Source organism: Delftia sp. WY8, from assembly GCF_018437695.1.
Lineage (GTDB): Bacteria > Pseudomonadota > Gammaproteobacteria > Burkholderiales > Burkholderiaceae_C > Comamonas > Comamonas tsuruhatensis.
In genome coordinates, this window is record NZ_CP049795.1 from 4,128,671 (window position 1) to 4,141,131 (window position 12,461).

General features: G+C 69.1%; 11 protein-coding genes. 8 read left to right on the plus strand and 3 right to left on the minus strand.

Features of this window, described 5'->3' with window-relative positions; genetic code table 11:
- Positions 1 to 2 precede the first annotated feature (2 nt).
- Positions 3 to 425 (plus strand): GtrA family protein, encoded by a 423-nt coding sequence (locus tag G4D77_RS19045; RefSeq protein WP_213757722.1) that lies wholly within the window; start codon positions 3 to 5, stop codon positions 423 to 425.
- Entirely contained in the window at positions 422 to 1,288 is an 867-nt protein-coding gene (locus G4D77_RS19050; protein WP_154833297.1) for a ChbG/HpnK family deacetylase, read from the plus strand. The genes G4D77_RS19045 and G4D77_RS19050 overlap by 4 nt, the downstream gene beginning before the upstream one ends.
- 198 nt (positions 1,289 to 1,486) lie before the next feature.
- Here the strand turns inward: G4D77_RS19050 and G4D77_RS19055 are convergent, their stop codons facing one another.
- From G4D77_RS19055 to hemE, 3 genes are all read right to left on the minus strand, one after another.
- A complete protein-coding gene (locus G4D77_RS19055; RefSeq protein ID WP_016450381.1) occupies positions 1,487 to 2,623 on the minus strand; it encodes an asparaginase in 1,137 nt (378 codons plus the stop codon).
- A gap of 223 nt (positions 2,624 to 2,846) precedes the next feature.
- Positions 2,847 to 5,048: a replication restart helicase PriA gene (gene priA, locus G4D77_RS19060; RefSeq protein WP_126313021.1), complete on the minus strand. Its 2,202-nt coding sequence runs from the start codon at positions 5,046 to 5,048 to the stop codon at positions 2,847 to 2,849.
- Between the two features lie 515 nt (positions 5,049 to 5,563).
- Positions 5,564 to 6,676 carry a uroporphyrinogen decarboxylase gene (hemE, locus tag G4D77_RS19065; RefSeq protein ID WP_016450383.1) on the minus strand — a complete coding sequence of 371 codons (1,113 nt, stop codon included), beginning with the start codon at positions 6,674 to 6,676 and terminating at the stop codon, positions 5,564 to 5,566.
- 177 nt (positions 6,677 to 6,853) lie between these two features.
- Here hemE and G4D77_RS19070 point away from each other — a divergent pair, with 177 nt between their 5' ends.
- From G4D77_RS19070 to G4D77_RS19095, 6 genes are all read left to right on the plus strand, one after another.
- Positions 6,854 to 7,849, plus strand: coding sequence for a tripartite tricarboxylate transporter substrate-binding protein (locus G4D77_RS19070; protein ID WP_154833299.1), 996 nt, complete (start codon positions 6,854 to 6,856; stop codon positions 7,847 to 7,849).
- A gap of 167 nt (positions 7,850 to 8,016) precedes the next feature.
- Positions 8,017 to 8,799 (plus strand): enoyl-CoA hydratase-related protein, encoded by a 783-nt coding sequence (locus G4D77_RS19075; RefSeq protein WP_013800319.1) that lies wholly within the window; start codon positions 8,017 to 8,019, stop codon positions 8,797 to 8,799.
- Positions 8,800 to 8,809: 10 nt separating this feature from the next.
- Positions 8,810 to 9,277, plus strand: a complete 468-nt coding sequence (paaI, locus tag G4D77_RS19080) for a hydroxyphenylacetyl-CoA thioesterase PaaI (RefSeq protein WP_016450385.1) — start codon at positions 8,810 to 8,812, stop codon at positions 9,275 to 9,277.
- A gap of 12 nt (positions 9,278 to 9,289) precedes the next feature.
- Entirely contained in the window at positions 9,290 to 10,594 is a 1,305-nt protein-coding gene (gene paaK, locus G4D77_RS19085) for a phenylacetate--CoA ligase PaaK (RefSeq protein WP_154833301.1), read from the plus strand.
- A gap of 17 nt (positions 10,595 to 10,611) precedes the next feature.
- Positions 10,612 to 11,271 (plus strand): TetR/AcrR family transcriptional regulator, encoded by a 660-nt coding sequence (locus G4D77_RS19090; protein WP_016449263.1) that lies wholly within the window; start codon positions 10,612 to 10,614, stop codon positions 11,269 to 11,271.
- Positions 11,272 to 11,307: 36 nt separating this feature from the next.
- The gene (locus G4D77_RS19095) at positions 11,308 to 12,459 is read left to right on the plus strand and encodes an ABC transporter substrate-binding protein (protein ID WP_016454722.1); all 1,152 of its coding nucleotides are present in this window, start codon (positions 11,308 to 11,310) and stop codon (positions 12,457 to 12,459) included.
- Positions 12,460 to 12,461 lie beyond the last annotated feature (2 nt).

The window sequence follows — 12,461 nt, forward strand, 5'->3', positions numbered from 1 at the left end:
CCATGCACGATGTGATCGCGCAGCTGCGCCGCCTGCCGCAGGCGCTGCAGTTCGTGCTGGTGGGCGGCTGCGCGGCCGCCACGCACCTGGCCGTGGTCGCCCTGCTGGTGCAGCTGGCGGGCATGGCGCCGCTGCATGCGAATGTGCTGGCCTTTCTCGTGGCCTTCGTGGTCAGCTACAACGGCCATGCGCTGTTCACCTTCGTGCAGACCCAGGCGCGTGGCCGGGCCGTGGTGGCCAAATACTTCGCCGTGGCCTGCGTCTCCTTCGTGGCCGATGAGCTGCTGTACTGGGCGGCCCTGCATTGGCTGCACTGGCACTATTTCTGGAGCCTGGCCCTGGTGCTGGTGCTGGTGGCGGTGGGCACCTTCGTCCTGGCCAAGTTCTGGGCCTTTGCGGCCCCCGGCCGCAAGGAATCCTCATGAACACCGTACCTGCCAGAAACAACGGGGAGAAGGCCTCGGCCAGAACCGTCGTCCTGTGCGCCGACGACTATGCGCTGCACCCCCTGGTCGACGAGGCCGTGGAGCAGCTCACGCTGCAGGGCCGGCTGTCGGCCACCAGCTGCATGACCACCTCGCCGTACTGGAGGCAGGCGGCCAGGCGCCTGCCCGCGCTGCGCCCGCGCCTGTCGCTGGGCCTGCACTTCAACCTGACCGAAGGCCATGGCCTGCAGCCCTCCTCCGGCATAGGGGCGGTGATTGCGCGCGCCTACGCAGGACGGCTGGGCAGCGCCGCCATGCGCGACGCCTGGCGCCGCCAGCTCGACGCCTTCGAGGACGCGCTGGGCATGGCCCCCGACTTCATCGACGGCCACCAGCACGTGCACCAGCTCCCCGGCGTGCGCGCCGCGCTGGTGCAGGAATTGCGCCAGCGCTATGGCGACAACGCCGACGACCTGCCCTGGGTCCGCTCCACCACCCCGGCCGGCCAGCTCTGGCGCGACCCCAAGGCCGCCATCATCGCCCTGCTCGGCGGCTGGACCACCACCCGCCGCCTGCGCCGCCAGGGCGTGCCGCTCAACCACGGCTTCGGCGGCGTCTACGCCTTCGACCAGCCCACGCCCGAAGGCTATGGCCGCCACATGGCCCAATGGCTGGCCCAGCTGCAGCCCGGCAGCCTCATGATGTGCCACCCCGCCACCGCCCCCGTCCAGGGCGACGCCATAGGCGCCCAGCGCGCCGTCGAATACGCCTACCTGCGCTCCGACGCCTTCGCCCAGGCCCTCGAACAAGCGCACTGCCACATCGCCCAAGGTCCCCTCACCCCGCTGTTCACAACGAACTAAGAAGCAGCAATAGAAAAGGCCCGGCCAAAAATGGACCGGGCCATGTGGGCGCAGCGCAAAAAACCGACGAGGCCCAAAGCAAGGGACAGCAAGCAAGGGCCGCCCCGCAGCGAGGCTGTCGTCCCCCTCCCCCGCGAAGCGGGTAGAGAGGCGCCGTGCCACGGGGGGAAGGCGCGCCAGCGCCTCAGGGGGTGCCTATCAATATTCCCAGAAGATGCGCTGCAGCTGCTTCGTGTCCTGCGTCTTGGTCAGGGCCACGGCGGCCAGCAGGCGGGCCTTCTGCGGGTTCAGGTCATGGGCGACGACCCAGTCGTACTTGTCGTCGGGCTGCTCGGCGTTGCGCAGCACGAAGCCGGCCGGCACGCGCGAGCTGCGCACCACGATCACGCCCTTTTGGCGCAGTTCATTGAGCTTGGGCACGATGCGGTCGGCCACCGAGCCGTTGCCCGTGCCGGCGTGCACGATGGCCTTGACGCCGGCCTTGCCCAGCGCGTCGATGGCCGTGGCGGGCACGTTGCCGTAGCCATAGACGATGTCCACGGCGGGCAGGTCGGTGATCTGCTCGATGTTGAACTCGCTGCCCCTGGTGTGGCGCTTGACGGGGGCGCGGAACCAGTAGGTCTTGCCCTCGACCACCATGCCCAGCGGGCCCCACTGGCTGGAGAAGGCATTGGTCTTGATGTTGGTGAGCTTGGCCACATCGCGCGCGGAGTCGATGTTGTCGTTCATGCTGACCAGCACGCCCTTGCCCGCCGAGTCCTTGGAGGCGGCCGTGGCCACGGCGCCCAGCAGGTTCAGCGCGCCGTCGGCCGAGATGGCCGTGCCGGGGCGCATGGAGCCGACCATGACGATGGGCTTGTCGGTAGGCACCACCAGGTTCAGGAAGTAGCCGGTCTCCTCCAGCGTGTCCGTGCCGTGGGTGACGACGATGCCGTCCACGCCGGGCTGCTTGGCCAGCTCGTTGACGCGGCGTGCCAGCGTCAGCAGTTCCTTGTTGGTGAAGCTTTCGGAGGCGATCTGGAACACCTGCTCGCCAGAGACGTTGGCGATGTTGCTCAGCTCGGGCAGGCCGGCCAGCAGCTTGTCCACGGGGACCTTGGCGGCCGTGTAGGTGGCGCTGTTGACGGCGCTGGCGCCCGCGCCGGCAATGGTGCCGCCCGTGGCCAGGACGACCACGTTGGGCTTGCCGGCCTGTGCGGCGGGAGCGGGTGCAGGGGCGGTCGCCGTGGCGGGCGCTGCGGCTGCGGGGGCCTGGCTGGCGCCGGGCTGGGACGCGCAGCCTGCCAGCGCAAGCGCGACGGCCATCAAGGTCATACGGAAGGGGGTGAACGGCATGTATCGCTCCTGGAAAGGCATTGAATGATCCAGCCTTGTGGGCTGAATGCGGCACGATGCAATAAACATGCCCCGCCTGCATCAGCGCAAATCCCGATGGGAGCCGTGCGGCGGATGCGCTAAAAGCGCTTCCGAAAAAGTAGCGGTGAATGCTTTGTGGGATTGCGCCCAAGGCCTGAAAGGCTTGAGGTTTTTTGGGGCCGTTCCAGAGGCTGTGCCACGTTCAGATGGCCAGCGGGTCCACGTCCACCAGCCAGCGCACCAGGGCGCGGTGCTCGGGCTGTGCCCTGATCCAGTGCAGATGCGCCTGCCAGGCCCAGAGAAAGCGCAGCAGGGCGGGCCGCTGGGCCGACTCGATCAGCATCTGCGCCCGCTCCACATTGGCCACGCGCTGGACGGACATGGGAATGGGCGGGTAGAGAAACACATCGTCCACATGGGGCAGGCCGGCCTGGCGCGCGGCTTGGGCGGCGGCGGCCAGAAAGGCCTGGGCGGCCTCCTGGCTGCGCGCATCGGCCCGCACGATGGCCTGGAAGGCAAACGGCGGCATGCCCGCATCGCGCCGCTCGCGCAGCTGGCGCGCCGCAAAGGCAGGGTAGTCGTGCGAGCGCAGCGCGGTGTAGACGGGATGGGACGGGTCGTGCGTCTGTATCCACATCTCCGGATGGCTGCCCTGGGCGGCCACGTAGTGCGCGTCGCGCCCTGCGCGGCCTGCGGCCTGCATCAGCAGGCTGAACAGGCGTTCGGGCGCGCGGTAGTCGCTGGAAAACAGCGCACTGTCGGGCTGCACGGCGGCCACCAGGGTGATGCGCCGGAAGTCATGGCCCTTGGCCACCATCTGGGTGCCGACCAGCACATCGATGTCGCCGGCATGCACCTGGGCCAACTGCTCCTCCAGCGCGCCCTTGGCGCGCGTGGTGTCGGCGTCTATGCGCGCCACGCGGGCGGGCTCGCGGTCGGGGCGCTGCACATTGCGCAGCAGGCGGGCCAGTTCTTCCTCCAGCTGCTCCGTGCCCTTGCCCAGCGGCAGGATGTCGGGATTGCCGCAGCCGGGGCAGGCCATGGGCACGCGCTGGGTGTAGCCGCAGTGGTGGCAGCGCAGCGTGCGGTCGGCCTTGTGGAAGACCTGGTGGGCACTGCAGTGCGGGCAGTCGCTTTTCCAGCCGCAGTCGGCGCAGAACAGCACGGGCGCGAAGCCGCGGCGGTTGAGCAGCACCAGGCTTTGCTCGCCGCGCTGCACACGCTCGGTGATGGCATCGATCAGCGGCGGCGAGAACACGGCCTTGCGCGGCTGCTGGCCCATGTCCACCAGGCGCACGCGCGGCAGGGCGGCCGCGCCGATGCGGCTGGGCATGTGCAGGCGCAGGTAGCGGCCGCCCTGCGGCTCGTCGGCATTGGGCGGGCGGCTGGCGTGCCAGCTCTCCAGCGAGGGCGTGGCGCTGCCCAGGATGACCTTGGCGCCGGTATCGCGCCCGCGCCAGATGGCCAGGTCGCGCGCCGAGTAGCGCGCGCCTTCCTGCTGCTTGTAGCTGGCGTCGTGCTCCTCGTCCACCACGATCAGCGACAGCCCCGGCAGGCTGGCGAACACCGACATGCGCGTGCCCAGCACGATGCGCGCCGTGCCCGTGTGTGCCGCCAGCCAGCTCTTGAGCCGCTGCGGGTTGGTCATGCCGCTGTGCATGCTGACCACGCAGGCCGCGCCGTACTGCGGCGCAAAGCGCGCCAGGAAGCGCTGCTCCAGCTGGGGCGTGAGATTGATCTCGGGCACCATCACCAGCACCTGGGCGCCGGGGTCGGCATCCAGCGCGGCCTGGGTGGTCCTCAGGTAGACCTCGGTCTTGCCGCTGCCCGTGCTGCCGTAGAGCAGGAAGGGGCCGGGGTGGGCGGCGATCTGCGTGAAGACGTCGGCCTGCTCGGCGCTGAGGACGATGGGGGGAATGTCTGCGGCGGCCGGGGCCGGTGCGAGCGCTGATGCAGGCGCAGCGCCAGGCGCCGGTTGCGCCTGTTCCGCCTTTGCAGCCTTGGCCGCTCTCTTCGCCGCGGCCTTGGTCGGCCTGAGCCGGCGCGCCAGTTGCTCGGCCGTCATGTCGCGCAGCTGCGGCGGCAGGGCCGTCACGGCGATCTCGCCCACGCTGCGCTGGTAGTAGTAGGCGGCGAAGGCCACCAGCCGCCGCCAGGCCGCCGGCAGCGGCGCGATGCCCTCCAGCACGGCGCAGATGGCGCGCAGCTCCACGCCTTCGGGCACGGCGGGCGGCTGGGCCGGCGCGTCCCAGACCACGCCCAGCAGTTCCCGGCGTCCCAGCGGCACGCGCACCAGGGTGCCCGGCTCCAGCGGCTGCTCGCAGGTGTAGCTCAGCAGATCACCCACGGCGCTGTGCGCCGGCGTCTGGACGGCGACATGGACGGTGTGGGCGGGGAGGGACATGCGAATGCGGGGAAAGCGGGGCCTGAAAACGCGGGCGCCGCACGGCAGGGCCTGCGGCAACCAAGCCGCCAAGCATAAGCCTTTGGCGCTGCCCGGGGCCTGGGTGCGGCGTTCTACACCAGACGCCCCGGCCGGTGACTGCGGGTTTCTGGGTATATCGTCAATTTCTGTGGATAACTTTGTGGGGATTATTCGGATCTATGGCCATCCCCCCATTTGTCTGACCTTTCCGAGTGGTGCATTCTGAAAACGGTGCTATCAAAAAAAATCTTCAAAAACAACGGCTTATATCGATATGTCGCCCGCGTGCAGGCGCGGGTGACAACTGTGAGTCCTAAGACCTCGCTCAGATTTTTCTGTGCATAAGATGGTCTGTGGCCATCTTGTGCAGCAAGCGCCGGCCGGGCGCGCGGACTGTGGACAGCGCGGCCCAGCCGGGCCGGTGGCTGTCACGGCAGGGGGCCGGCGCTGCGCTGGCATCCGGCCTTGCGGGTGATGAGGAGCAGGGCGGGCGCTCAGCGCTGGCGCATGGCGCGCGAATGGCCGTGGACGGCCTCGACCAGGGCGGCCACATGCTCGGGCGGCGTGAACTGGCTGATGCCGTGGCCCAGGTTGAAGATGTGCGTGGGGCCCGTGGTGGTCCTGTCGGTGTGCGGGGCGCCGAAGCTGTCGAGCACGGCGCGCGCCTGCTCGGCCACGCGCTCGGGCGGCGCGAACAGCACATTGGGGTCGATGTTGCCCTGCAGCGCCTTGCCGGGTCCGCCCACCTCGCCGCCGACGATGGCGCGGGCGCGGGCCAGGTTGGCCGTCCAGTCCAGGCCCAGCACCTCGCAGTCCAGGTCCTTCATGTCGGGCAGCCAGATGCCGCCGCCCTTGGTGAAGACGATGCGCGGCACGTCCTGCCCATCGACGCCCGTGCGCTTGAGTCCGGCCAGCACGCGCTTCGTGTAGGCCAGGCTGAATTCCTGGAAGGCGCCATCGGCCAGCACGCCGCCCCAGCTGTCGAACACCATCACGGCTTGGGCGCCTGCATCGATCTGGGCGTTGAGGTAGGCGGCCACGCTGTCGGCGTTGATGGCCAGGATGCGGTGCATCAGGTCGGGGCGCGCATACATCAGGCTCTTGACCAGGCGGTAGTCGTCGCTGCCCTTGCCCTCGACCATGTAGCAGGCCAGGGTCCAGGGACTGCCCGAGAAGCCGATCAGCGGCACGCGGCCATCGAGCGCGCGGCGGATGCTGGTCACGGCGTCGAACACATAGCGCAGCTTGTCCATGTCGGGCACGGCCAGCTCGGCCACGGCGGCCTCGTCGCGCACCACCTTGGCAAAGCGCGGGCCTTCGCCTTCGGCAAAGGACAGGCCCAGGCCCATGGCGTCGGGCACGGTCAGGATGTCGGAGAACAGGATGGCCGCGTCCAGCGGGAAGCGCTCCAGAGGCTGCAGCGTGACCTCGGTGGCGTAGTCCACGTTGGTGGCCAGGCCCATGAAGCTGCCTGCCCGGGCGCGCGTGGCCTTGTATTCGGGAAGGTAGCGGCCCGCCTGGCGCATCAGCCACAGCGGCGTGTAGTCGGTGGCCTGGCGCCGGCAGGCGCGCAGGAAGGTGTCGTTGGTCAGGGGGGCGAAGCTCATGGTGGGCGATTGTCGCCGAGTCGGCTTCGCCAGGTTGCCGCGATGCCCGAGCAGCGCAGGGCGTCTTGCCCCGGGTTAACCCTGGTCAATATCGGCGGCAACGGGCTTTTTGAGGCCGCTACATTGTGCGGCGTGCGTTCCGCACGGGAATCCGTCCATGCAAGGAGAGAGTTTGCGATGCAGCGAAGAACCCTGACCCAGATCCTGGCCCTGGCACCGGCCTCGGCCGTTTGGGCTGCCAGCGGGCTGGCTGGAAGTGCCACGGCGGCCGAGCCGCTGTTTCCGGGCAAGGCGCCGCTGCGCATCGTCGTGGGCTACCCGCCCGGTGGCGCCACCGACCGCGTGGCGCGCATCGTGGCCGACAAGCTGCAGGCGCGCGTGGGCTCGCCCGTGGTGGTGGAGAACAAGCCCGGCGCGGGCGGCCGCCTGTCGGCCCAGTATGTGAAGAACGCGCCGGCCTCCCAGCCTGCGCTGCTGCTGGCCAATCCGGCCGTGATGCTGGTGGCGCCCCTGGTGTTCCCCGACTCGGGCTACGACCCCGACAAGGACTTCCGCCCGGTCAGCGAGGTCAACCGCTATGAATTCGGCGTGGCCGTGGCCAGTGCCGTGCCCGTCAGGCAGCTGTCGCACCTGCTGGCCTGGCTGCGTGCCAATCCGCAGCAGGCCAACGTGGGCGTGCCGGCCACGGGCAGCCTGCCGCACTTCTTCTCGCTGATGCTGGGCGAGGCCGCCAAGGTCCGGACCGAAACCGTGGGCTACAAGGGCTCGGCCCCGCTGCTGACCGACCTGGTGGGCGGCCAGGTACCGCTGGCCATCGACACCTTCGACGTGCTGCTGCCCCAGCACGAGGCCGGCAAGATCCGCGTGCTGGCCGTGTCGGGCGAGCGCCGCAGCACCATGGCGCCGGACATCCCCACGCTCAAGGAATCGAGCCTGAACCTGTCGGGCATGGGCTGGAACACCTTGTTCGCGCCCCAGAGCATGGCGCCCGACATTGCCGAGCGCCTGTCGCGCATGGTGCAGGAGATCATGAAGGAGCCCGACACGCGCCAGAAATTCGAGGCCAGCCGGCTGACCCCGGTCTCCAGCAGCAGCGCGCAGACGGCCGAGATGCTCAAGGCCTACCGCGCCCAGTGGACGCCGGTGGTGCAGCGCTCGGGTTTCAAGCCCTGAACCTTCGACAAATCGGCCCGTGAGGGCCTTTTTTCATGGGGCCTAGGGTTTCCTCGGTGCCTGGGCGCTTGTGGTGGAAAGGGTCTGGCGACTAACATTTACCGACCATTCGGTAAATTATGTTTGATCTGCCGCATAAAGACGGCAGACAGGCCACGGAGACTTCCATGCCCCCATCGCTGGTTCTGGTTGAGCAGCACGACGCCGTCCGCACCCTGGTGCTCAATCGCCCCGACGCGCTCAACAGCTTCAACGCGCAGCTGCACGAGCAGCTGCTTTCGGCCCTGGAACAGGCTGCCGGCGATGCCTCGGTGCGCTGCGTGGTGCTCACGGGCGCGGGGCGCGGCTTTTGCGCGGGCCAGGATCTGTCCGACCCCGAGGCCGCGCCCGACCAGAACCTGGGCGACCTGATCGAGCGCCGCTACCAGCCGCTGTGCCTGCGTCTCAAGTCCATGCCCGTGCCCGTGGTGGCCGCCGTCAACGGCGTGGCTGCCGGCGCGGGCGCCAATATCGCGCTGGCCTGCGACCTGGTGCTGGCCGCACGCTCGGCCAGCTTCATCCAGGCCTTTGCCAAGATCGGCCTGGTGCCCGACTGCGGCGGCACCTGGCTGCTGCCGCGCCTGGTGGGCCGTGCGCGCGCCCTGGGCCTTGCGCTGCTGGGCGACAAGCTGCCTGCGGCCGAGGCCGAACGCATCGGCCTGATCTGGCGCTGCGTGGAAGATGCCGATTTGCGCAGCGAGGCTCAGGCCCTGGCGCAGCGCCTGGCCGCCATGCCGGTGCGGGCCCTGGCGCGCACGCGGGAGGCCATGGACTCGGCCCAGCTGCTGGACTACGAACATGCGCTCACGCGCGAGGCGCGCCAGCAGGGCCAGCTGGGCGCAGCCCACGACTACCAGGAGGGCGTGGCCGCCTTTCTGGGCAAGCGGGCTGCCGTGTTCTCGGACCGCTGAGGAGCCCGCCATGCAAGACAACCACACCCCGGGCGAGGCCGCCCAGCGACTGGCCGAGCAGGTGCGCGACGGCATGCTGGCGCGCGACCGCGCCGCGCAAGGACTGGGCCTGCGCATCACCGAGATCGCGCCCGGCACGGCGCGCATGGAGATGGCCGTGCGCGACGACATGCTCAATGGCTTCGACATCTGCCACGGCGGCTTCATCACGGCGCTGGCCGACACGGCCTTTGCCTATGCCTGCAATGCGCGCAACGAGATGACGGTGGCCTCGGGCCTGAGCGTGGACTTCGTCGCGCCCGGCCGGCCCGGCGACGTGCTCACGGCCCAGGCCCGCGAAGTCTCGCGCGCAGGCCGCACGGGCGTCTATGACGTGCAGGTCACCAACCAGCGCCAGGAAGTGATCGCGCTGTTCCGTGGCCGCTCGCACAGCTTCAAGGGCCGGCCCACCGTGCCCGGCCTGAACCAGCCCGTCTGAAAAGACCCAGCCATGCCTGTCCAGCGCCCCGCCCCCGGCGAACTCGATCCCATCGAAACCGCCAGCCGCGACGAGATCGCCTCGCTGCAGCTGCTGCGCCTGCGCTGGTCGCTGCAGCATGCCTACGACCATGTGCCGCACTACCGCCGCGCCTTCGATGAAAAGGGCGTGCACCCTTCCGACCTGCGCACGCTGTCCGACCTGGCCCGCTTTCCCTTCACCACCAAGAAGGACCTGCGCGAGAACTATCCGTTCGGCATGTTCGCCGTGCCGCGCCAGAAGGTGGCGCGCGTGCATGCCTCCTCGGGCACCACGGGCAAGCCCACGGTCGTGGGCTACACGCTGAATGACATCGACAACTGGGCGAACCTGGTGGCGCGCTCCATCCGCGCGGCGGGCGGGCGGCCCGGCGACATGGTGCATGTGGCCTACGGCTACGGCCTGTTCACGGGCGGCCTGGGCGCGCACTACGGTGCCGAGCGCGCGGGCTGCACCGTGGTGCCCATGTCGGGCGGGCAGACCGAAAAGCAGGTGCAGCTGATCCAGGATTTCCGGCCCGACATCATCATGGTCACGCCCAGCTACATGCAGGTGATCGTGGAGGAGATGCAGCGCCAGGGGATGGACCCGCGCGAGAGCTCGCTCAAGATCGGCATCTTCGGCGCCGAGCCCTGGACCGAGGCCATGCGCCGCGAGATCGAGGGCAAGGCGGGGCTGGATGCCGTTGACATCTACGGCCTGTCCGAAGTCATGGGCCCGGGCGTGGCCAGCGAATGCGTGGAGAGCAAGGACGGGCCGGTGATCTGGGAAGACCATTTCTATCCCGAGATCATCGACCCCGACACGGGCGAGGTGCTGCCCGACGGCAGCGAGGGCGAGCTGGTCTTCACGTCGCTGTCCAAGGAAGCCATGCCCATCATTCGCTACCGCACGCGGGACCTGACGCGGCTGCTGGCGCCGACCTCGCGCAGCTTCCGGCGCATGGGCAAGATCGTGGGGCGCAGCGACGACATGCTCATCATCCGCGGCGTGAACCTGTTTCCCACGCAGATCGAGGAGATCGTGCTGCAGAACGCCCAGCTGTCGGGCCAGTACCAGCTGGTGGTCACGCGCGAGGGCAACCTGGACCGGCTGGCCGTGCGCTGCGAGATGCAGCCGGGCACGCAGGGCGACACCGAGGCGCTGGCCCTGTGGGTGCAGCAGCGCATCAAGACCCTGGTCGGCGTGAGCGCCGAGGTCGAGGTGCTGCGGCCCGATTCCATAGAGCGCACCCTGGTGGGCAAGGCCCGCCGCGTGATCGACCACCGCAGCCGCTGAGCACGCACAGGAGTCCCATGGCCCGAGGCCGATCTTCCGGATACGACGACCAGCGCGAACTGATCCTGGGCCATGCCGCCGCGCTGTTCGCGCGCAGCGGCTACCCCGGCACTTCGATGAACGAGGTGGCCCAGGCCTGCGGCCTGTCCAAGCCCACCATCTACCACTACTTCCGCGACAAGTACGCGCTGCTGGTGGACATCACCGACGGCCACATGACGCGGCTGCAGGCCCTGGTGGACGAGGTGCAGGCCATGGGCCTGCCGCCCGAGCCACGGCTGCGCATGCTGATCGAGCGCTTCGTGCAGGAGTACGCCCATGCCCGGCATGCCCACCGCGTGCTGACCGAGGACGTGCGCTTCCTGCAGGACGAGGACCGCCAGCGCGTGGTGGGCAAGGAGCGCGCCGTGGTCGAGGCCTTTGCCCAGGCGGTGGCCCAGCTGCGGCCGGACGCCGACGGCGCGGGCCTGTCCAAGGCGCTGGCCATGCTGCTGTTCGGGATGATGAACTGGATGTTCACCTGGCTGCGGCCCGACGGAACGCTGGACCACGAGGCCATGGCCCCTGTGGTGGCCGACCTGTTCCTCGGAGGCTTGCCTGCCGTGCAGACCCCAGGCAAACCCGTGCATCAAACCGCTGGCAAAAAAATAGTTACCACGGTAAATTGTGGCGCCTGACGGCACCGCGCCCCATCCAACACAAAGGAGACAGACATGAAGCGCATGACAAAACTGGGCCTGCTGGCCGCAACCCTGGCCACGGTCTGGGGCTCGGCCCTGGCCGACATCAACGTGGGCGTGGTGGTCTCGGCCACCGGGCCGGCCGCGTCGCTGGGCATTCCCGAAAAGAACACGGTGGCGCTGATGCCGCGCACGGTGGCGGGCCAGAAGGTCAACTACATCATCCTGGACGACGCCTCCGACACCACGGCGGCCGTGGCCAACACGCGCAAGCTGATCAGCGAGAGCAAGGTCGACGTGATCCTGGGCTCCAGCATCACGCCCAACTCCCTGGCCATGGTGGACGTGGTCTCCGAGGCCAAGACGCCCATGATTACGCTGGCCGCCTCGGCCAAGATCGTCGAGCCCGTGGATGCCAAGAAGTTCTGGGTCTTCAAGACGCCCCAGCACGACGCCATGATGGCCGCCGCCATCGGCGAGCACATGGCCAAGGCCGGCATCAAGACCGTGGGCTACATCGGCTTCAACGACGCCTATGGAGAAAGCTGGCTGCAGGAATTCCGCAAGGTGGCCGAGGCCAAGGGCCTCAAGCTCACCGCCACCGAGGCCTATTCGCGCAGCGATACCTCGGTCACGGGCCAGACGCTCAAGCTCATGGCGGCCAAGCCCGATGCGGTGCTGATCGCCGGCTCGGGCACGCCGGCCGCGCTGCCGCAGAAGTCGCTCAAGGAGCGCGGCTACCAGGGCAAGATCTACCAGACCCACGGCGTGGCCAATGCCGACTTCCTGCGCGTGGGCGGCAAGGATGTGGAAGGCACGCTGCTGCCCGCCGGCCCCGTGCTGGTGGCTCACCAGCTGCCCGACAGCAACCCGGTCAAGAAGTCCGCCGTCTCCTATGTGGAGGCCTACGAGGCCGCCAACGGCAAGGGCACGGCTTCGACCTTTGGCGCGCATTCCTGGGATGCGGGCCGCGTGCTCGAAGCGGCGATTCCCGCCGCGCTCAAGAAGGCCCAGCCCGGCACGGCCGAGTTCCGCGCCGCGCTGCGCGATGCGCTGGAGCAGACCAAGGACGTGGCCGGCGCCCACGGCATCTTCAACATGACGCCCACCGACCACCTGGGCCTGGACCAGCGCGCGGCCGTCATGGTCAAGATCGAGAACGGTACCTGGAAGTACCAGCCCTGAAC

Coding starts and splice junctions, on each gene's coding strand:
- G4D77_RS19045 (WP_213757722.1), top strand. CDS start 3: ATGCACGATGTGATCGCGCAGCTGCGCCGCCTGCCGCAGGCGCTGCAG.
- G4D77_RS19050 (WP_154833297.1), top strand. CDS start 422: ATGAACACCGTACCTGCCAGAAACAACGGGGAGAAGGCCTCGGCCAGA.
- G4D77_RS19055 (WP_016450381.1), bottom strand. CDS start 2,623: ATGCCGTTCACCCCCTTCCGTATGACCTTGATGGCCGTCGCGCTTGCG.
- priA (WP_126313021.1), bottom strand. CDS start 5,048: ATGTCCCTCCCCGCCCACACCGTCCATGTCGCCGTCCAGACGCCGGCG.
- hemE (WP_016450383.1), bottom strand. CDS start 6,676: ATGAGCTTCGCCCCCCTGACCAACGACACCTTCCTGCGCGCCTGCCGG.
- G4D77_RS19070 (WP_154833299.1), top strand. CDS start 6,854: ATGCAGCGAAGAACCCTGACCCAGATCCTGGCCCTGGCACCGGCCTCG.
- G4D77_RS19075 (WP_013800319.1), top strand. CDS start 8,017: ATGCCCCCATCGCTGGTTCTGGTTGAGCAGCACGACGCCGTCCGCACC.
- paaI (WP_016450385.1), top strand. CDS start 8,810: ATGCAAGACAACCACACCCCGGGCGAGGCCGCCCAGCGACTGGCCGAG.
- paaK (WP_154833301.1), top strand. CDS start 9,290: ATGCCTGTCCAGCGCCCCGCCCCCGGCGAACTCGATCCCATCGAAACC.
- G4D77_RS19090 (WP_016449263.1), top strand. CDS start 10,612: ATGGCCCGAGGCCGATCTTCCGGATACGACGACCAGCGCGAACTGATC.
- G4D77_RS19095 (WP_016454722.1), top strand. CDS start 11,308: ATGAAGCGCATGACAAAACTGGGCCTGCTGGCCGCAACCCTGGCCACG.